This window comes from Promicromonospora panici, from assembly GCF_900608595.1.
Lineage (GTDB): Bacteria > Actinomycetota > Actinomycetes > Actinomycetales > Cellulomonadaceae > Promicromonospora > Promicromonospora panici.
The window spans coordinates 21,992-41,803 of the sequence record NZ_UWYY01000024.1; the positions used below are offsets into that span (position 1 = coordinate 21,992).

The window sequence follows — 19,812 nt, forward strand, 5'->3', positions numbered from 1 at the left end:
TACCGGACGACGATGGGCGCGAGAACGGGGTTGCGTTCCGGAGGGAGCGGCTCCGGAGCACAACCCCGTTCTCGACCAGGCGGAGGGCGTCACAGCGCCTCCGGGCCGCCCTCCAGGAGCGCCTTGAACCCGTCCTCGTCGAGGGTGGGGATCTCGAGCGCCTCGGCCTTGGCCGCCTTGGTCCCGGCGTTCTCCCCCAGCACCACGTAGTCGGTCTTCTTCGAGACCGACCCGGCGGCCTTGCCGCCCGCGGCGATGATGGCCTCCTTGGCGCCGTCGCGCGTGAAGTCCTCCAGCGAGCCCGTCACCACGACCGTCAGGCCCGCGAGCGGGCCGGTGGGCTCCGTATCGGCCTCGGCCATCGCCGCCGGGCCGGGATGCCCCGGGGTGGCGAGCTGCACCCCCGCCGCGCGCCACGCCGCGAGGATCTCCTGGTGCCAGTCCACCTCGAGCCAGGCCTTGATCTCCGCGGCGATGACCGGCCCGACGCCCTCGACGGCCGCCAGCTCCTCCTGGGACGCCGCCTCGATGGCGTCCACGGAGCCGAACCAGCCCGCGAGCGCCCGCGCCGCCACGGGCCCGACGTGCCGGATGTTCAGCGAGACGAGCATGCGCCACAGGTCCTTCGTCTTGGCGCGCTCCAGCTCGTCGAGCAGCTTGGTCGCGTTGGCCGACGGCGCCCACTCCGGCAGGGTCTCGCCGGCCTCCTCGGCGGCGATGCGCTGCGCCTTGCCGTAGGTGAGCTTGCGCCGGAACGGGGTTCGCGTGCGCACCACCCCGTCGTCGTCCATCTTGGGGAGGCCGGTCTCCGCGTCGCGGACCACCGCCTCGATGGGGAGCAGCTCGTCGAGCGTCAGCGAGAACAGCTGGGCCTCGGTGACCAGGGGCGGGGTCTCCGGCACGTCGGGCTGGGTGAGTGCCGCGGCGGTCACCTCGCCGAGGGCCTCGATGTCGAGGCCGCCGCGCGAGCCGATGTGTTCGACCCGCCCGCGCACCTGCGCCGGGCAGGACTTCGCGTTGGGGCAGCGGAGGTCGACGTCGGCCTCCTTCATCGCACGCAGGGGCGTGCCGCACTCCGGGCAGTTCGCGGGCATGACGAAGTCCTCGCGTGGGTACCCGTCGTCGGCGAGGGCGGCCACGGGCCCGAGGATCTCGGGGATGACGTCGCCGGCCTTGCGCAGCACCACGACGTCGCCGATGCGTACGCCCTTGGCCCGCACCACGTCCTGGTTGTGCAGCGTGGCCTGGCGCACCGTGGAACCCGCGACCTTCACCGGCTCCATCACGGCGTACGGGGTGGCCCGGCCGGTGCGGCCCACGCCGATCTGGATGGCCAGCAGCCGGGTGTTGACCTCCTCCGGCGGGTACTTGAACGCGATGGCCCAGCGCGGTGCGCGGCTGGTCGAACCGAGCCGGCGCTGCCTCGCCAGGGCATCGACCTTGAGGACTATCCCGTCGAGCTCGTGCTCGATGTCGTGCCGGTGCTCGCGGAAGTACTCGATCATCTCCAGCGCACCGTCCAGGCCGTCGACGACCCGGTTGTGCGGGGAGACGGGGATGCCCCACTGCTCGAACAGGGCATACGCGTCGGACTGCCGCTCCAGCTCCGCGTGCGTGCCCGCCTCCCACTGCAGGGCGCCCACGCCGTGCGCGTACATGCGCAGGCCCTCCACGCGGGCGAGACCCGCCTCCAGCTCGAGCCCGTCCTTGTTCTCCAGCAGCTGCCGCAGGCCACCCGCCGCGGCGTTACGCGGGTTGGCGAACTGCGGGAACCGGCGCAGCGCGGCGACCCGCGCCCGTTCCACGTCGAACTCCTTGCTGCCGGCATGCCGTCCGGAACGTTCCCTCGCCTCCTCGACGACCCGCTCGCGCAGCTCGGCCTGGAGCTCGTTGAGCCGCTCGAAGGTGGCGACCGGGATGAACACCTCGCCGCGCACCTCGACCACGTCAGGGTGGCCGTCGGCGGCCAGCTCCTGGGGGATCCCGGCGATGCGAAGCACGTTCCGCGTCACGTCCTCGCCCACACGCCCGTCGCCACGGGTCACCCCGCGTACCAGCTTGCCCTTCTCGTACACCAGGGAGATGGCCAGGCCGTCGATCTTGACCTCGCACAGGAAACCCGGCTTGTCGGTGCCGAGGTCGCGGTTCACCTTGTCCGCCCACACCGCGAGCTCCTCGGTGCTGAAGGCGTTGTCGAGCGACAGCATGCGCTCGATGTGCTCCACGGTCGCGAAACCGGCGGCCGCCGCGCCACCGACGCTCTGCGTGGGCGACTCCGGTGTCACCAGTGCGGGATGCGCGGCCTCAAGCGCCTGCAGCTCGCGCATCCGCGCGTCGTACTCGGCGTCCGAGGACACGGGCGCGTCAGCCTCGAAATAGGCCCGGCGATCCTCCTCGATCTGGGCCACCAGCTCGGCCCACCGGCGCTGCGCGGCGGCGTCGTCGCTCGTGGTCTCGATGGGTCCCGGGATGCCTGTCGTCTCGCTCACAGACACAATCATGGACTGAACCACTGACATCCGAGCGGCCAGCCGCCGGATCCTGCACCGAAAGGTCTGCCGACCTGGGCATTCGCCTCGATCCACCCCTATCGCGCACGGTCCGGTCCCGCTACCATTCGTGAAAAATGCCGGAAATCTACTGAGAGCAGGGGCTCCCCTTGAAGATCGCCGTCGTCGGTGCCGGTTTCGCAGGACTGGCCACCGCGAAGATCCTCCGCGAGTTCGAGCACGACGTCACCGTCTTCGAGAAGGCGCCCGACGTCGGAGGTGTCTGGAGCGCGACTCGCCGGTACACCGGTCTCCGGACGCAGAACAACAAGGACTCGTATGCCTTCTCGGACCTGCCGATGCCGCGGGACTACCCCGAGTGGCCGACCGGCGAGCAGGTCCAGGCCTACCTCGAGCGCTACGTCGCGAAGTTCGAGCTCCGCCCGCACCTGCGGCTCGCCACCGAGGTGGTGCGTGCCGAGCTGACCGACGCCGAGGACGGCTGGATGGTCACGGCTCGCCGCATCGGGGCGCCGGTCTCCGCGCCCGAGCGGTTCGACCACCTCGTCGTCGCCAACGGGATCTTCTCCGACCCGGTCTTCCCGCAGTACCCGGGGTACGCCGACCTCGTCCGGGCCGGCGGCAAGCTCGTCGCCTCCAGCCAGCTCAACACGCTCGACGACGCCCGCGACAAGGACGTCGTGGTGGTCGGGTACGGCAAGTCGGCGTGCGATGTCGCCGCTGAGATCGGCCCGGTGGCCGGGTCCACCACCATCGTGGCGCGCCAGCTGCTCTGGAAGATGCCCAAGCGTGTGGCCAACGTCCTCAACATGAAGTATCTGCTGCTGTCCCGGCTGGGTGAGGCCCTGTTCCGCTATCAGGAGCTGGGCGGCGGCATGGAGAGCTTCCTGCACGGCCCCGGCGACAAGGTGCGCACCTCGATGCTCGAGAGCATCGGCTCGGTCGCCACCTGGCAGCTCAAGCTCAAGAAGCTCGGGCTGGTCCCCAAGGGAGAGTTCGCCGACATCGCCAACAGTCAGGTGTCCCTGTCCACCGACGGGCTCTACGAGCAGATCGAGAACGGCACCATCAAGGTCCACCGGGACACCGAGATCGAGCGGTTCGAGGTCGATGGTGACCGGCCGATGGCGGTGCTGAGCGATGGTGCCCGGATCCCGGCCGACCTCGTCGTCTGCGGCACCGGCTTCCACCAGCGCGTCCCGTTCCTCGACGACTCCATCGCCGAGCGGCTGCTGGACGAGCAGGGCAACTACGAGCTCTACCGCCAGATCCTGCCGCACGACGTGCCGAACCTGACGTTCTCCGGCTACAACTCGTCGCTGTTCTCACCGCTGTCCGCCGAGGCGGGCGCCATCTGGATCGCCGCATACCTGGGCGGGGCGCTGGACCTGCCCCCCATCGAGGAGCGTCGCAAGCACGTCGGCGAGCGTGTGGCGTGGATGGAGGAGCGCACACGCGGCAAGCACGCCCGTGGCACCAACGTCATCCCGTTCTCGATGCACCAGATCGACGAGACGCTCGACGAGGCCGGCGTGAACATCAGCTCGCGCGCCCGGACCATCCAGTGGCTCCTGCCGATCGAGCCGTCGGTCTACAAGAACGTGGTGCCCCGCCTCAAGGAGCGGATCGCCGGGCTCGCACCCAAGGAGCGGGTCAGCACCGAGTCCTGACGCCGTTCGCTCGCTCTGCCGAGGTAGGACTGTGGCGAGGTAGGACTGTGGCCGGAGCGCTGATCAGCGCTCCGGCCCCAGTCCTACCTCGCCACAGTCCTACCTCGGCAGGGTCAGCGCTCGGTGCGCGGGCCACCCTCCGTGAGCGGGGACGTGAACCGGACCGGGAGGCGGCGCGGGTGGCGCGACCACGGCGAGACCGACATCCGGAGCGAGTTCGCCGGCACCGTCAGCTCCATGTCGAGGATGCGGCGCAGCAGGGTGTCCACGGCGATGCGGCCGATGAGCGGGCCGATCCGGTGGGCGGGGCACGCGTGCGCGCCGGCGCCCCACGTGAGGTGGAACCGGCTGCCCAGCTCCTCCCACGGGTCGTCGGTGCGGATCGCCCGGTCGGCGTTCGCGGCGGCGACGGCGGGGACGAGGGCGTCCCCGTACGCGATCCGCCGCCCGCCCAGCTCGCAGTCCTGCCGGGCGAACCGGGGCAGCACGTGCGGCGCGGGCGGGTTGCGCCGGGACACCTCGTCCAACGCGTCGTCCAGGTCGAGCCGTCCGCGGCGCACCCGGGCCGCGAACGCGGGGTCGGTCAGGATCATGTGCAGCGTGCTGGCGATCCACGCGATCTCGGCGTCGTGCCCCAGGCTGAACATCACGCCGATCGAGGCCATCACCTCGACGTCGTTCGCGTGGTTCGGGTGGTTCACCAGGGCGGTGGTCAGGTCCTCGCCCGGCTCGGCCCGGTGCGTCGCCACGAGCACCGCGAGGAGCGCCTCCTGCTCGACGGCGGCCGCACGGGCCTTCTCCGTACCTTCGTACAGGGCCTCGGTGAGCTCGTGCATCTTGTTCCCGTCGGACAGGCTCATGCCGAACAGCTCGGTCATGACCATCACGGGGACCGCCACCGCGTAGTCCGCCACGAGGTCCGCCTCGCCGCGCGGCATGAGGCGGTCGATGATCGCCTCGCACGTCACGGCAACCGTCCGAGCCAGCCGCTTCTCGTCGACCGCGCCCAGGGCGTCGTCGAGCGGCGCGCGCAGACGGCGCTGCTGCATCCCGTCGAGGAAGTACGCGTTCTCGCGCGGCGCCAGGGCGGGGAACACGCCCGAGTCGGGCGGCAGCGAGCGCTCCTGTACGTAACGCCAGTTGCGGGAGTTGCGGGAGAACAGCAGCTCGTTGCGCATCACGCTGCTCGCCTCGTCGTACCCCAGGACGAGCCAGGCGGGAACGCCGGGCTCCAGGTCCATCGGTGCGACGGGGCCCCACTCGTCGCGAAGCCGCTCGTACAGCTTGTGCGGGTCGCGGGCAGTCGTGATGTCCGACAGCTGCATCCGGCCCGAGATGTCCTCCAGCCGGAGATGCAGTCTGTTGGCCAAGGTCACGCGTTGACCTTCTGGAACACCGGGAAGGTCATCGCGTGCTCGACGAGGGTGATGAGGGTCAGCACGGCGGACTGCCGGTCCCGCGCGTCGCACTCCACGATGGGCGTCTCGGGCAGGAGGTCCAGCGCCGCACGGACCCGTTCCAGCGGGTAGTTCGGCGAGTCCGGGAACTGGTTGACGACCACCGCGAACGGGATCTTCGTGCGCAGCTCGAGCTGGTCGAGGACCTCGAAGCTGTCCTCGAGGTGCCGCGTGTCGATCATGACCAGCGCGCCCACGGCGCCGTCGGCCAGGCCTGCCCACAGGTCCCAGAAGCGGCGCTGGCCCGGGGTGCCGAACAGGTACAGGGCGATGTCGTCGGTCACGGTGATGCGACCGAAGTCCATCGCGACCGTCGTCGTCTCCTTGTTCGGCTGCCCCGGGTCGATGCCGACGCTCGCCGTGGTGATGCGCTCCTCGGTGCGCAGCGGATCGATCTCGCTGACCGCACCGATCAGCGTCGTCTTGCCCACCCCGAAGGCACCCACGACCAGCACCTTGACCGACCGGGCAACGGTCGGCGCCAGGTGCTGTCCGGGTACCGTGCGGTCAGAGCTTGCGGAGTCCATCGAGAATCTTCTCCAAGATGTCCTTGCCGGGCAGGACGTGCGCTTGATGGTTGGAACGGATGGTCAGGTTCCCCGAGTCGACCAGGTCCGAGACCATGACCGCCACGAGGCTCACCGGCAGCTGCAGGTACGCCGCGACCTCGGCGAGCGCGAGCGTGCCGCGGCACAGCTGCACCAGCTCGCGCTCCAGCCTGCCCGCCGTCGAGAGCACGGGCCGGCTCTCGACGGCACGCACGAGCGTCTCCGGTCGCAGTGTGTTGCGCGACGGGTGCGCCCGCCCCGAGGTGAGCACGTACGAACGCACCGGGTGGTCGTGGTACTCCTCGGTGTCCATCCCCTCGCCCCCTGTCGGTCGGTCAGGTATCGGTCGAGCCGGTGGTGCTTGAAACCTCAGGCCCAGCCGGGCCCGAGTACTGCTTTCCTGCTGTGGCGCCCTCTCTCCGACGCCCCACGGCGGGATCAGCCCGTGATCCGCTCCGTGCCCAGCGTGCGCTCCCCGATCATGAGGACCTGGGCCTGCATCTGCTGGGCAATCAGTGCCGGGTCGATCACTGTCTCCGTGACGACCGCGAGCCGGGAGCCGTCACCGGCTCCCCGCACGAAGAGGAATCCGCCGTCGAACTCCACCATGACCTGGCGGATCGTCTCGCTGTTCCCGAACTCCCTGCTCATTCCCATCCCCAGTGCCACCAGTCCGGCACATGCCGCGGCTACCTTGTCGGCCACGTCCAGCGGGGTCTGGTCCGTCCGAACCTTCATCAGTCCGTCCGAGGTGAGCACCACAACATGCTTGACACCTCGTACCCCGCTGATGAGCTCGAGCATCCAGCTGTTGCCGTCGGTGCTCGTCATGCCGTCGGCCTGCGTAGTCATCGGTCCTCCGAAGTTCCGCCGGCTCCAGCCGGCGGTTCGCTGCTGTCAGGTGAGTCCCCGAACCGCGCCTCGCTCGAGCTGAAGAAGGCACCCATCCACTCACCGGCCTCTTCCGCCGTCTGAGCGGGACCAGGAGCGTCGGTACGGGGCTCCTTGGCCTTGGTCCTGTCGTCGGGCACGTCCGCCTCTCCTCGGCGCGATCGCCGCTGCGGAAGTGCAGACGGCTCGGGGAACTCGTCGTCCTCGGGGCGGACTCGCCCGGGACGCAGGGGCAGCTCGCCAGGGGCCTGCACGTGGGCACCGGCCACCGGCGTCTCCTCCTCGTCGTCGACCGCATCGCCGGGCGCGCTCAGCGGCTCGACGGGCACCACGGTCGCAGGGTCGGGTGCCGCGGGAGCGGGCCACTCGTCGTCGTCGGCGGGCTTCGCGGTGGGCAGCTCGGGAGCGAGCGGCGCCTCGACGACGGCGGTGGCGCTGCGGCCGGATCCGCGTGACGAGCCCCCGGTGGACGGGGTGCCGGCGCTCGGCAGGGTCGCTGCGGGTGTGAGCATGCCCGAGGGCACCACGGCCTCGGTCAGCTCGGCCGGGATCATGACGATGGCGCGGAGACCGCCGTACACCGACTCGGTGACGTCCACGCGGAAGCCGTGCCGGCGCGCGTACGTACCGACCACGGCGAGACCCGTCTGCGGGATCTCGCCCAGCTCGGTGATGCTGATCTCGCGCTTGCCGGAGGCGATGTCGCGCGCCTGCTCGAGCTGCTTGAGGTCGAGACCCACACCGCAGTCGTCGATCTCGATGACGGCGCCGCGCTGCACCTGGCGGAGCGCGACGAGCACCTGCGTGGTGGGCGGCGAGGACTGCGTGGCGTTGGACAGCAGCTCGGCCACAAGGTGGATGAGCGGCTCGACGATGCGCGCCGAGACGGCGACGCCGGGGTCACCCGAGACCTCGACCCGGTGGAACGCCGTGATGCGGCTGGCGGCGCCCTTGACGACGTCGGGCAGCGGGAGCGGCTCGCTCCACTGCTGGCCCGGCCACTCGCCGCACAGCGCCGCGAGGCTCTGCGCCTGGCGGGCCTGCTGGGCCGCCGCGTGGTCGACGCGCATGGAGGTCTGCAGGATGTCCGGGTCGGTGGGGTGGCGCTGCACCATCCGCGCCGCCTCCTCCTGGATGCGGTGCGCGGCGGCCTGGACCTTGCGGCTCAGGGCGACGACGGCGACCTGGACGGCGTCGCGGCGTGCGACCCGCTCTTCCTGCACGCGGGCGAGCATGCTCGCGGCCTCGTCGAGACGGGCCTGCACGCCGGCGTCGCCCGGAAGGTGCGGCAGCGGCGGGGCGGGCTCGCTGTCGAGGAACGCGGGGAGCTGTTCCTTCGCCAGGGCGTCGAGCGCCGCGGAGGCCGCTTCGGCGCGCTCCTCGGCCCGGCGATAGGCGAGGATCAGGTCCTCGTGCGCGGCGAGGTCGTCCCGGGAGGACCGCGCGGCGATCAGGGCGGCCGCCACGGCGAGCCCGACGGCGGCGATGCCGACGAGCCACGCGGGCCACGTGGACGAGGCTCCGGTCGCGGTGAACAGGACAGGCGCTACGAGTACATAGGCAAGCACGCCGGCGACGCACACCCAGGGTGCCACCTGGCGCAGCCTGCTCGGCGGAGGAGAAGAAGACATCGAGCTCACCGAGCCGATCCCCCTAATAGTTGTCTCGTCAGAGTCTGGGAAGACCGGACACGGCAGATACCGCGACCTGCTCCTCGAACTCGGCTGAAGAGGGCGAACAACCCCCTGGACTGCAGTTTCTACCACAGCGCGTCCTTGGCGTGGAAGGGCGCGGCCGTGGTGCGATCAGCGAAAATATGTGCCATTGAGGAATGAGGCGGCCTCGTGACGCAATAACACCACATTACGGCTAAAACCGGGCGGGCGCGATGCGGTGGCGTGGCACGCGGCCCACGGCGGCGTGAGCCTGGACCGGCCGCGTAGGGTGCTCCTCATGAGCGTCGAGCACACCCAGACCGCCCCCAGAACCGCTCTCCCGGCCACACCGCTGGACCCCACCGCGACCGACCCGTTCATCTGGCTAGAGGACGTCGAGGGCGCCACGGCCCTGGACTGGGTGCGCGAGCGCAACGCGCACAGCGCGGCCGTCCTCGAGGGTCCCGCCTTCGCCGAGACCGAGCGCGCGGTGCGCGAGGTCCTCGACTCGGACGACAAGATCCCGCACGTCTCGAAGGTCGGCGAGCACTACTACAACTTCTGGCAGGACGCCGAGCACCAGCGCGGCCTGTGGCGCCGCACCACCCTCGACTCCTACCGGACCGACGAGCCCGAGTGGGAGACGGTCCTCGACCTGGACGCCCTCGCCGCGCAGGAGGACGAGAGCTGGGTCTGGCACGGCGCGAGCGTCCTGCGCCCGACGCCGGAGCAGCTCGCGGCGGGCAAGCCCCGGCGGCACGCGCTGATCGACCTGTCGCCCGGCGGCTCCGACTCCGACGTGACCCGCGAGTTCGACCTGGTCACCAAGCAGTTCGTGCCCGAGAGCGACGGCGGGTTCGTCCGGGAGCAGGCCAAGGGCGGGCTGTCCTGGATCGATGCCGACACGGTCTACGTGTACACGGACTTCGGCGAGGGCACCATGACGCCGTCGGGCTACCCGCGGCAGGTGAAGCGGTGGCGCCGCGGCACGCCCCTGGCCGAGGCGACCCTCGTCTACGAGGGCACCGAGCAGGACATGTACATCAGCGCCTCACGCTCACACACCCCGGGCTTCGAGCGCGACCTGGTCCACCGCGCCCTGCGGTTCTACGCCAACGAGACGTACCTGGCCACGAACGTGGGCACGCCCGAGCAGACCCTCACGAAGATCGACGTGCCGGACTCGGCGAACGTCGGCCTGCACCGCGAGTGGATGCTCGTGCGGCTACGCGACGACTGGACGCTGGGCGACACGACGTATCCGGCCGGTTCGCTGCTCGCCACCCCGTTCGACGACTACCTGGCCGGGTCGCGCGACCTGACGGTCCTCTTCGAGCCGACGCCGACGACGTCGCTCGCCGGGATCACCTGGACGCGGAACCACCTGGTGGTCAACGTGCTCGACGACGTGAAGAACCTGCTGCACGTGCTGACGCCCGGGGACGGGGCGTGGGCTCGGTCCGAGCTGCCCGTGGGCGGCGAGCTGCTCACGGTCGGCGTCGGCGCGGTGGACGTCGTCGACTCCGACGACGTCTGGGTGGTCACGACCGGGTACCTGACGCCGTCGACGCTGGCACGCACCGCCGTCGGGCCGCTGGAGCAGGAGGCCGCGCCCGAGGTGCTCAAGTCCGCGCCCTCCTATTTCGAGGCGGCCGGGCTGGAGGTCCGCCAGCAGTTCACCGAGTCCGACGACGGCACGCGCGTCCCGTACTTCGTCGTCGGCCGGTCGGAGCTCGTCTCCGGCGACGCGGGACCCGCGCCGACCCTGCTGTGGGGCTACGGCGGGTTCGAGCACGCGATCCTGCCGGGGTACTCGGGGACCGTCGGGCGCGCCTGGCTGGACCGGGGCGGGGTGTACGCCGTCGCGAACATCCGCGGTGGCGGCGAGTACGGACCGGCCTGGCACCAGGCGGCGCTCAAGGAGCACCGGCACCGGGCCTACGAGGACTTCGCCGCCGTCGCGCGCGACCTCGTCGCCCAGGGCATCACCGTCCCGGCGCGGCTCGGGATGGAGGGCCGCTCGAACGGCGGGCTGCTCGCCGGCAACATGCTCACGCAGTACCCGGACCTGTTCGGGGCGATCATCGTGGGCGTCCCGCTGCTGGACATGAAGCGGTACTCGCACCTGCTCGCCGGCGCGTCCTGGATGGCCGAGTACGGCGACCCGGACACCGACGAGTGGGAGTTCCTCCAGAAGTTCTCGCCGTACCACCTGTTCGACGCCGCCCAGGACTACCCGCCGGTGCTGTTCACGACGTCGACCAAGGACGACCGTGTGCACCCCGGCCACGCCCGCAAGATGGCGGCGCTCATGCTGGCCGCGGGCAAGGACGTGACGTACTACGAGAACATCGAGGGCGGCCACGGCGGCGCGGCGGACAATGCACAGGCGGCGTACATGGCGGCGACCCACTGGACGTTCCTCTGGAACCGCCTGTCGGACCAGACCTGACACCCCCGCCCACCTTTGTTAGGCCTCCGCTTTTTCTGCCAGCGTCTCCGCTACGCGGCCCAGGTTGGACAGTTCCGCGCGGTGGGTATCCGTAGAGGCGAGCGATCGGCGTGGCGCCGCCAGGAGCGTCACCTCGGCGAGCTTGGCCGCGGGCAGGCCTATCCGCCGCCACGGGACCGCGACGAGGTCGGCGAGCTCCCCGAGCGCCGGACCCGCGCATTGCGAGACCTGGACCGGCGGCAGCCCCGCCCAGAGCCCCGTACCGCGCTCCATGGCACGGGCCACCAGCTCCCAGGCCCGCTCGTTCCAGCCACCCGGGCCGACGTCGGCCAGGTCGAGACCGAGCGCGTCCGCACCGGCGAGCACCACAGGCGGCACGCCGACCCACGTGCTCCCGAGGTGCACCACGGAGCGCGCGCCGACTTCCCGCACCGCCGTGAGCACCGGCTCCAGGCCCTCGACGATCTCCGGCCCCGGCACAGCCCGCAGCCGGGAGAAGCCGGAGAACGTCGGGAGCACACCCGCGTGCACCTGGCCGAGCAGCGGCTCCGCGAGCTGCACGGTCACTTCCGCGCCGGGCACCTGGGCCACGACGTCGGACACCAGGACGCGCAGGCTCTCCGCCAGCGCGAGGGCCAGGTCGGCGCGGGCTCCGGTGTCGGCCAGGACGCGGTCCCCGCGGGCCGACCACAGCTGGGCCGCCAGTGTCCACGGCCCCAGGAGCTCGACGGTGAGCGGTCCCGTGTGGCCGTGCGCCGCGATGGCGAGCGCGCCGAGGTCCTCGCGCCAGAACGCCTCCGCCCGGCGCGCGTCGCCGCCCGGGCGTTCGGTCAGCTTCCAGCCGTGCGGGCCCAGCTCGACGGGCATCTCGGCCAGGCGCACCGCCGTCCGCCCGAGGGCATCCGCACCCGGACCGCGCTGGGGCAGCTGCGTCAGGAACGGCACGGCGTCGACGCCGGCCGGCAGCTCCGCGAGCTCGCCCAGCGCCGTCTGCTGCGCCTCGAGCACGTCGCGCTCGCCGCCGGGCCATGGCCCGTGTCCGCTCACTGCAGTCATCAGTTCTCCAAGGGGTTCTCAGCGTGCCCGCAAACCTTGTCGTTCACGAGCTCCGCCTACTGGACGCCGCTTCCGTCGAATGCAGACCTGGTCGGAGCTCCGGCCGACGGCTGCAGGCATGGTCGCGGTTTGAGCGCCTGTCACCGCAACTTTGTCTGCAGTCGGCACCTGGAGCCGCAACCAAGTCTGCAGGGAGCTCACCGGCGCCAGGGAGGTGTCGTGCCGCCGTGGTATCTCAGGGCAGTCCTACTGCGACGCCGCCGACCGCCAGGCCCGGGACACCGTCGCCTGGCCCAGCACCCGCGTGCCGCGGTACACCACGAGCGACTGGCCCGCCGCGACACCGCGCAGGGGCGTCCCGGTCAGCTCGATCTCCATCGCGGAAGCCGACGGGTTCACCCCGTCCGCGTCCGACGACGCCGATCGCGCATCTTCCGGTACGCCGTCACCATACGCGTCGTCGAGGTGGGCAACTGACCGAACCCGCGCCGGGACGGGCACACCGTGCGCGCGGACCTGCACCTCGGCGTCGAACCAGCCGTCCGGGTCGGGGACGACGTCGGCTGGGGTCTCGACAGGCTCGACCAACGGACGCGGCGCGGCGGGCGAGGCGGGTGTCTCGACACGCTCGGCCAACGGAAGCGGCTCGACCAACGAAGGCGGCCCGACCTGCGGGGCAGGCGCGGCCGGGAGCACGCCGTCGAACCACAGGGCCTTCTCCCCCGCGATCCGGTCCACGCTCAGCAGCTCGGCGGGCCCTACCACCACTGTGTTCGTCGCGGGCTGCACGTCGACCACGTACCGCGCCTTGCCGTCGGCCGCGGGACGCCCGAGCGCGAGCCCGCGCCGCTGGCCCACCGTGAACGCGTAGGCGCCGTCGTGCTCGCCGACCACCTCGCCGTCGACGTCGACCACGGAGCCCGGGCGCGAGCCCAGACGGGACTGCAGGAAGCCACGGGTGTCGCCGTCCGCGACGAAGCAGATGTCGTAGGAGTCCGGCTTCGCGGAGACCGACAGACCGCGCTTCGCGGCCTCGGCGCGTACCTCGTCCTTGGAGGCGAAGCCGCCCAGGGGGAACATCGCGCGCGCCAGCCGCTCGGGGCCGGCGACGGCCAGCACGTACGACTGGTCCTTGGCGTCGTTGGGCGAGCGGTGCAGCTCGCGTACTGTGCGCCGGCCGCCGTCGGGCAGCGTCACCTCGCGGGTCTCGATCCGCGCGTAGTGGCCGGTGGCGACGGCGTCGAACCCGAGGGCGGTCGCCTTGTCCAGCAGGGCCTCGAACTTGATGTGCTCGTTGCAGCGCACGCAGGGGTTGGGGGTGCGGCCGGCCTCGTACTCCGACAGGAAGTCGGCCACGACGGTGTCCTCGAACCGCTCGGACAAGTCCCACACGTAGTACGGGATGCCGAGCACGTCGGCCGCCCGGCGGGCGTCGCCGGCGTCCTCGATGGAGCAGCAGCCGCGCGAACCGGTGCGGAACTGGTCCCGGTTCCGGGACAGCGCCATGTGCACGCCCACGACGTCGTGCCCCGCCTCGACGGCGAGCGCCGCTGCGACGGCGGAGTCCACGCCGCCCGACATGGCCGCGAGCACCCTCATGCCATGCCTCCGATCGCGCGTCCGGACACCAGGCCCGCGGCCTGGGCCCGCGCCACGACCTGCGGCAGGGCGGCGACCAGCCGGTCGACGTCGGAGTCGGCGGACGTCGCCCCGAGAGTGAACCGCAGCGCGCCGCGGGCCTCGGTCTCGGGAACGCCCATCGCCAGCAGCACGTGGGACGGCTGCGGGACGCCCGCCTGGCACGCGGAGCCGGTGGATGCCTGCACCCCGGCCGAGTCCAGGAGGTACAGGAGCGAGTCGCCCTCGGCGCCGGGGAAGGTGAAGTGGGCGTTGCCGGGCAGCCGGTCGCCCGACGCCGGGTCGGCGCCGCGCAGCACGGCGTCCGGCGCGGCGGCGCGTACCCGGGCGATCAGGTCGTCGCGCAGGGCGGACAGGCGGGCCGCGCGGTCCGGCAGGCACTCGACGGCGTGGCGGGCGGCGACGCCGAAGGCGGCGATCGAGGCGGCGTCGAGGGTGCCGGAGCGCACGCCGCGCTCCTGGCCGCCGCCGTGCAGCACCGCGTCGAGCGCCAGGTCGCGCTTGGCGAGCAGGGCGCCCACGCCCACGGGGCCGCCGAACTTGTGGCCGCTGACGGTCATGGCGTCGACGCCGGACTCGGTGAAGTCGACCTCGGCCTGGCCCACGGCCTGGACGGCGTCGGTGTGTACGGGAATGCCGTAGGGGCGGGCGGCCCGCACGATGTCGCGGATCGGCTGGACCGTGCCCACCTCGTTGTTGGCCCACATGACGCTGATCAGCGCCGTCTCGCCGGCGTGGGCGGCCAGCTCGGCGCGGAGGGCGTCGAGGTCGATCCGGCCGTCGCCGTCGACGGGCAGCAGGACGATGTCGGCGCCGGCGTGGCCGGCCAGCCAGAACGCCGGGTCGAGCACGGCGTGGTGCTCGACGGCGGAGACGAGGATCCGGGAGCGGCACGGGTCCTTCGCGCGGCGCCCCCAGAAGATGCCCTTGATGGCCAGGTTGTCCGCCTCGGTGCCGCCCGAGGTGAAGATGACCTCGCTGGGCCGCGCGCCGAGCGACCTGGCGAGCGTCTCCCGCGCCTCCTCGACGGCCCGCCGCGCCGTACGGCCCGCGGAGTGCAAGGACGAGGGGTTGCCGGTGCGCTGCGCCTCCGCGACGAACGCGGCGAGCGCCGCGGCCGACATGGGCGTGGTCGCGGCGTGGTCGAGGTAGGCGCCGTCCGGCTCGCGGGACGGCTCACCGTGCGCACCGCTCACCGTGAGCGGTGCGCGTGCGGGATCGGGGGGCGGGGTGGTCACGGTCATCAAGTCTACGAACGCCTGGAAGGCCCGATCGCATCCCGAGGTGTGACGCTGTGCCGAGGTAGGACCAGGGCGAGGTAGGACCAGGGCCCGTGCCAGGCCCTACCTCGCCACAGTCCTACCTCGCCGGGACCAGGTGGTCAGCGCTTGCGGTAGACCTGGACGACCGTCGGGCGCGGGCCGCGGAAGTCGCCGGCCTCCACGGGGGCGCCCTCGGCGACGTAGTCCGGGAAGTAGGACTGCGGCGCGGCGTACGTGCCGTCCTCGCCCGGGTGCTGCACGTTCACGTAGACCATGCCGTCGCGGGAGTCGATGAGCGGCCCGCAGGTCTCGGCGCCGGCCGGCACCGAGAGGAACTGCTGCACGTGCCCGCGCTCCCGGCCGGTGACGGGAACCTTGAACAGCCCGTCGCACTTGGCGATGGCGCTGGAGCTCGGCTGGCCGTCGGTCGAGATCCAGAGGTTGCCCTCGGCGTCGAACGCGAGGTTGTCCGGGCAGGAGATCGGCGAGACGCGCTCCTTCGGGTAGCCCGAGAAGTACGTGCCCTCGACGGCGGGGTCGCCCGCGACGAGCAGCAGGTTCCACGTGAAGCGCGTGGAGGTCTGGTCGCCCGACGGGATGATCTCGACGACGTGGCCGTCCCGGTTGCCGTTGGTGGTGGCGCCGTTCACGACCTTGCGGTTGCGCGGGTTGGCCTCGGTGGGGCCCTCGACGGTGTTGGTCGGGGTACGGCCCGAGTTGTTGGTGCACGCCACGTAGATGCGGCCCGTGACCGGGCTGATCTCGACGTCCTCCGGGCGGTCCATCTTGGTGGCGCCGACCTTGTCCCCGGCGAGGCGGGTGTAGATCAGCACCTCCTCGACGGACATGCCGGGCACCTTGCTGACACCGCCGACGACGAGGGGCAGCCACTCGCCCGTGCCGTCGAAGGCGCCGTCGGACGGGACCGCGCCCGAGCCGTCGATCTCGGCGGCCGGGGAGTCGCCCGTGAACTTGGCGACGTACAGGTCGCCATCCGAGAGCAGCGTCTTGTTGTGCCGACGGGCCCAGCGCGAGTCACCCTTGGCCACCCGGTCCTTGGACACGAACTTGTAGACGTAGTCGAACGCCTGGTCGTCGCCCATGTACGCGACGGCGTGGCCGCGGCGGGACAGGGTGACGTTGGCGCCCTCGTGCTTGAACCGGCCCATGGCGGTGTGCTTCACGGGCGGCGCGGACGGGTCGTGCGGGTCGAGCTCGACGATCCAGCCGAAGCGGTTGGCCTCGTTCTCGTAGCCCTCGGACTGGGCGAAGCGCGGCTCGTCGGCCTCCCAGCCGTAGCTCGTGGAGCTGCCGATCCCGTACCGGGCGTCGGCGGTCGGGTTGGCCCCGGCGGCCACGAAGTAGCCGTTGAAGTTCTCCTCGCCCGACAGGACGGTGCCCCACGGTGTGGTGCCGCCGGCGCAGTTGTTCATGGTGCCGAGCACGCGGGTACCGGTCGGGTCCGCGGCCGTCTTCATCAGGTCGGTGCCGGCCGCCGGCCCGTCGATCACGAACTCCGTGTCGAGGTGGATGCGGCGGTTGACCGGGCTGATCCGCTGGTACGACCAGGGCTTGCCGGGGGCCCGACGCCGGACCTCGACGACCGCCATGCCGTGCGCGGCGCGCTCGATGGCGCGGGCGTAGGCGTTTTTCTTGTCGGTGACGTTGCCGGCGGCGTCCGTCTCCCAGTACTTGGCCGACGGCGGGAACATGACCGCCGCGTTGGTGTACTCGAGGTTCGACACCAGGAGGCCGCGGGTGCCGCGGTGCTCGTCGCCGACGTCGAACGGCAGGATGTCGAGGTAGTCGCAGTTGTAGCCGAACTGCTTGGCCTGCTGCTCCGGCGACTGGTTGTTCGGGTCGAACGTGCGGGCACCCGGCAGGATCGGGTCGCCCCAGCGGATGATCGGGTCCCAGGTGTATCCCTCGGGCACCACCAGCGCGTCGACGTCGACGGGCTGCGGGTCGATCGCACCGAAGGCCAGGCCGCTGCCGCCGTGGCCGGGGAAGCGTCCCTCGGGCAGGGGCGCGGCGGCGGCCGACGGCGCGTCCATACCCTGCGCACCGATCACCACGGCGCCGGCGGCGACCGCCAGCGTGCCGAGCATGGCGCGGCGCGACAGCACCGAGCTCACGACGTCCTTGAAGTACTCGTTGGCGCTCTCGTTGGGAGCGGGGTGAAGGCACGCGTCGTTGCACTTGAGACGGCACGTGACGGGGCTGCGCTTGCCACGCGCGTGCGTGTGCACCGTCAGCAGCGTGCGGTGTTCAGGGGCGATCGTCATCGGAGGTTCTCCGGTCGGTGCTGGGGGGTAGGTCGACGTCAACCTAGGAGCAGGCGGTGTCTCGCCCACGAAAGGTCCGGTACGTCCAGATGAACGGGACGTGTCCAGCAGGTGGGTTCGCTCAACCGAGGATCGCGCGGCTCGTGACGTCGCGCCACCCCTCAGCGCGCAGGAGCTGCTCGGCGCCCCGCGACCGCAGCCCTCGCTCGCACAACACGACCACCGGCTCGTCGAGCGGGTGGTCCAGCAGCTCCGGCGGGAGGTTCCCGGCCGCCAGGTCCTCCAGCCGTGCGAACACCGCCCCGGGCACGGCGCCCGGCCGCAGCCCGACGTCGAGCAGGAGCACACCCGGGCGCGCGGGCTCGTCCGGCGTCGGCCCGGGCTCGTCCGACGCCGGAGCCGGCGGCGCCTCGGTCCCGGCTGCGGGCTCCGGGGCAGCCGGGGCCGGCGCGAGCGCCGCTCCCTCCACGACTTCCACGGCCCGCACGGCCTCGGCAGTCAGGTCGGCGGCAGGGTCCGACGGCGCCGGCGCCAGCTCGATCGTGTCCCACGCGGAGGTCCGCGCGTCGTAGACCAGCAGCCGCCCCAGCGCCGGGTCGCCCGTCCCGGTGAGGACCTTGACGGCCTCGACCGCCATCGTCGAGCCCACGACGCCGCACGCCGGGCTGAGCACGCCGACCGTCGCGCAGGACTCGCCCTCGGGCGGCTGCGGGCCGAACACGTCCGGGTAGGTGATCGCGCGCCCGTGCGGCGCGGCTGACCAGAAGACGCTCACCTGGCCGTCCCAGCCGAGCACCGTGCCCCAGACGACGGGCAGGCCGAGGCTCGCGGCGGCGTCGGAGACGGCGTAGCGCGTCTCGAACGTGTCGGAGCCGTCGACCACCAGGTGGTAGCCGCCGAGGATCGCGGCGGCGTTGTCGCGGGTCAGCCGCTCGGGGTGCGCGACCACCTCGACCGACGGCGCGAGCCCGCGCAGCACGTCGGCGGCCGACTCGGTCTTGGCGCGCCCGACGTCCGCCACGGAGTGCAGCACCTGGCGCTGCAGGTTGGAGGCGTCGACGACGTCGTCGTCGATGATGCCGAGCGTGCCGACGCCCGCGGCGGCGAGGTACTGCAGCGCGGGCGAGCCCAGCCCGCCGGCGCCCACGACCACCACCCGGGAGGCGGCCAGGCGCTCCTGGGCAGCCAACCCGAACCCGTCGAGCAGGAGATGCCGCGCGGCCCGACGCCGCTCGGCGGGCGCGAGCCTCCCCGCGGGAGCCGAGCCCGCCGAGACGTCAGGCGCCATCTCCAACGGAAACTGCTTCATCACGTCATTCCACCACGTCGCCCGCCCTTGTCGTGAGCGCGACCGTTGCGACTACGTGCCCGGTTCAGGCGCAACGATCGCGCCCACAACAAGGTGCTCAGGCCTTGCGCTTGCGGATCTCCGCCGCGGCCTGTGGGAGGACGTCGGCGAGCTGCCCCACCACCGCGAAGTCGCAGATCTCGAAGATCGGCGCCTCCGGGTCGCTGTTCACCGCCACGATCACCTGGGAGGCCTGCATGCCGCCGCGGTGGTGCGGCGCGCCCGAGATGCCCGCGCCGATGTAGACGCGCGGCGCCACGGTGACGCCGGTCTGCCCCACGTAGGAGTCCCACCAGCCCTCGAACGCGGCGTCGCGGGACGCGCCGACGGCGGCGCCGAGCGCGTCGGCCAGCTCCTCCACCGGGCCGAAGTCGCCCTCGGTCCCCCGCCCGCCGGCGACGACTATCGCGGCCTGGTCGAGCGGCGGCCGGCCGCTCGTGTCGGCCTTCACCTCGCGGGACAGCAGCGTCACCGCGGACGGCGCCACCTCGACGGCGAAGCCCTCGGTGACCGGCTCGACGGCGGCCTCGGCGGGCTGCGCGACCGCCGAGTTGGCCCGGACTGTCACCACCGCGACGTCGGTGGTCACGGCGCACTCGGTGTCCCACGAGCCGGCGAAGACCCGCTTGCCGGCCACGATCCGGCCGTCCTCGTCGCGCAGGGAGGCGGCATCGATGACAAGACCGGCCCCGAGCGCGTGCGCCGCGAGCGCCGCGGCCTCCTTCGCGGCGAACGACGTGGGCAGCAGCACCACGTCGGCATCGGTGAGGCGTACCGCGGCGGCCAGGCTCGCGCCGACGACGGCGGGCAGGTGCCGCTCGTCGCCGACCACGGGGGTGCCGTCGCGGGCGGGCTCGGCCTGGTGCACGGTCTCGACGCCGTACGCCCCGAGCTGCGCGAGCACCTCGACGGTGGGCGCTTCCAGGGCGACGGCCTCGACCCGGCCGAGGCCGCGCGCGATGGTGAGCAGCTCGAGCACGCTGGTGCGGACCTCGGTGGCGGGGTCGAGCAGAACCAGGACTGTGCGGTTTGTCATCGTG

Annotated in this window: 14 protein-coding genes; 2 read left to right on the forward strand and 12 right to left on the reverse strand. The window is 72.1% G+C overall.

Features of this window, described 5'->3' with window-relative positions:
* Positions 1–89: 89 nt before the first annotated feature.
* Positions 90–2,501, reverse strand: a complete 2,412-nt coding sequence (ligA, locus tag EW117_RS24280; RefSeq protein WP_165362849.1) for an NAD-dependent DNA ligase LigA — start codon at positions 2,499–2,501, stop codon at positions 90–92.
* Between the two features lie 158 nt (positions 2,502–2,659).
* Between ligA and EW117_RS24285 the strand changes: the two genes are divergently transcribed.
* The gene (locus EW117_RS24285; protein WP_129789313.1) at positions 2,660–4,180 is read left to right on the forward strand and encodes a flavin-containing monooxygenase; all 1,521 of its coding nucleotides are present in this window, start codon (positions 2,660–2,662) and stop codon (positions 4,178–4,180) included.
* Between the two features lie 113 nt (positions 4,181–4,293).
* Here EW117_RS24285 and EW117_RS24290 read toward each other — a convergent pair whose 3' ends face one another.
* The 5 genes from EW117_RS24290 to EW117_RS24310 all read right to left on the reverse strand — a co-directional run bounded on the left by EW117_RS24290 (position 4,294) and on the right by EW117_RS24310 (position 8,671).
* Complete coding sequence (locus EW117_RS24290; RefSeq protein ID WP_129789314.1) at positions 4,294–5,556, reverse strand: cytochrome P450 family protein; 1,263 nt, start codon at positions 5,554–5,556, stop codon at positions 4,294–4,296.
* On the reverse strand, positions 5,553–6,164 hold the full coding sequence (locus tag EW117_RS24295; RefSeq protein ID WP_129789315.1) for an ATP/GTP-binding protein: 612 nt from the start codon (positions 6,162–6,164) through the stop codon (positions 5,553–5,555). The genes EW117_RS24290 and EW117_RS24295 overlap by 4 nt, the downstream gene beginning before the upstream one ends.
* Positions 6,145–6,498: a DUF742 domain-containing protein gene (locus EW117_RS24300; protein ID WP_129789316.1), complete on the reverse strand. Its 354-nt coding sequence runs from the start codon at positions 6,496–6,498 to the stop codon at positions 6,145–6,147. The genes EW117_RS24295 and EW117_RS24300 overlap by 20 nt, the downstream gene beginning before the upstream one ends.
* Positions 6,499–6,623: 125 nt before the next feature.
* Entirely contained in the window at positions 6,624–7,037 is a 414-nt protein-coding gene (locus EW117_RS24305; protein WP_207212025.1) for a roadblock/LC7 domain-containing protein, read from the reverse strand.
* Complete coding sequence (locus tag EW117_RS24310) at positions 7,034–8,671, reverse strand: ATP-binding protein (RefSeq protein WP_129789317.1); 1,638 nt, start codon at positions 8,669–8,671, stop codon at positions 7,034–7,036. Before EW117_RS24310 ends, EW117_RS24305 begins: the two co-directional genes overlap by 4 nt.
* 358 nt (positions 8,672–9,029) lie before the next feature.
* Here EW117_RS24310 and EW117_RS24315 point away from each other — a divergent pair, with 358 nt between their 5' ends.
* Positions 9,030–11,183: a prolyl oligopeptidase family serine peptidase gene (locus tag EW117_RS24315; protein WP_129789318.1), complete on the forward strand. Its 2,154-nt coding sequence runs from the start codon at positions 9,030–9,032 to the stop codon at positions 11,181–11,183.
* Positions 11,184–11,201: 18 nt separating this feature from the next.
* On the opposite strand, the gene EW117_RS24320 is transcribed toward EW117_RS24315, so the two are convergent.
* The 6 genes from EW117_RS24320 to EW117_RS24345 all read right to left on the reverse strand — a co-directional run bounded on the left by EW117_RS24320 (position 11,202) and on the right by EW117_RS24345 (position 19,808).
* Positions 11,202–12,239: a uroporphyrinogen decarboxylase/cobalamine-independent methonine synthase family protein gene (locus EW117_RS24320; protein WP_129789319.1), complete on the reverse strand. Its 1,038-nt coding sequence runs from the start codon at positions 12,237–12,239 to the stop codon at positions 11,202–11,204.
* 246 nt (positions 12,240–12,485) lie between these two features.
* A complete protein-coding gene (gene mnmA / locus EW117_RS24325; protein ID WP_129789320.1) occupies positions 12,486–13,838 on the reverse strand; it encodes a tRNA 2-thiouridine(34) synthase MnmA in 1,353 nt (450 codons plus the stop codon).
* Positions 13,835–15,001: a cysteine desulfurase family protein gene (locus EW117_RS24330; RefSeq protein WP_242504521.1), complete on the reverse strand. Its 1,167-nt coding sequence runs from the start codon at positions 14,999–15,001 to the stop codon at positions 13,835–13,837. The genes mnmA and EW117_RS24330 overlap by 4 nt, the downstream gene beginning before the upstream one ends.
* A 257-nt stretch (positions 15,002–15,258) precedes the next feature.
* Positions 15,259–17,424: a PhoX family protein gene (locus EW117_RS24335; RefSeq protein WP_129789322.1), complete on the reverse strand. Its 2,166-nt coding sequence runs from the start codon at positions 17,422–17,424 to the stop codon at positions 15,259–15,261.
* 121 nt (positions 17,425–17,545) lie between these two features.
* Complete coding sequence (locus EW117_RS24340) at positions 17,546–18,733, reverse strand: ThiF family adenylyltransferase (protein ID WP_340641112.1); 1,188 nt, start codon at positions 18,731–18,733, stop codon at positions 17,546–17,548.
* A 97-nt stretch (positions 18,734–18,830) separates the two neighbouring features.
* A complete protein-coding gene (locus tag EW117_RS24345) occupies positions 18,831–19,808 on the reverse strand; it encodes an electron transfer flavoprotein subunit alpha/FixB family protein (protein ID WP_129789323.1) in 978 nt (325 codons plus the stop codon).
* Positions 19,809–19,812: the final 4 nt, after the last annotated feature.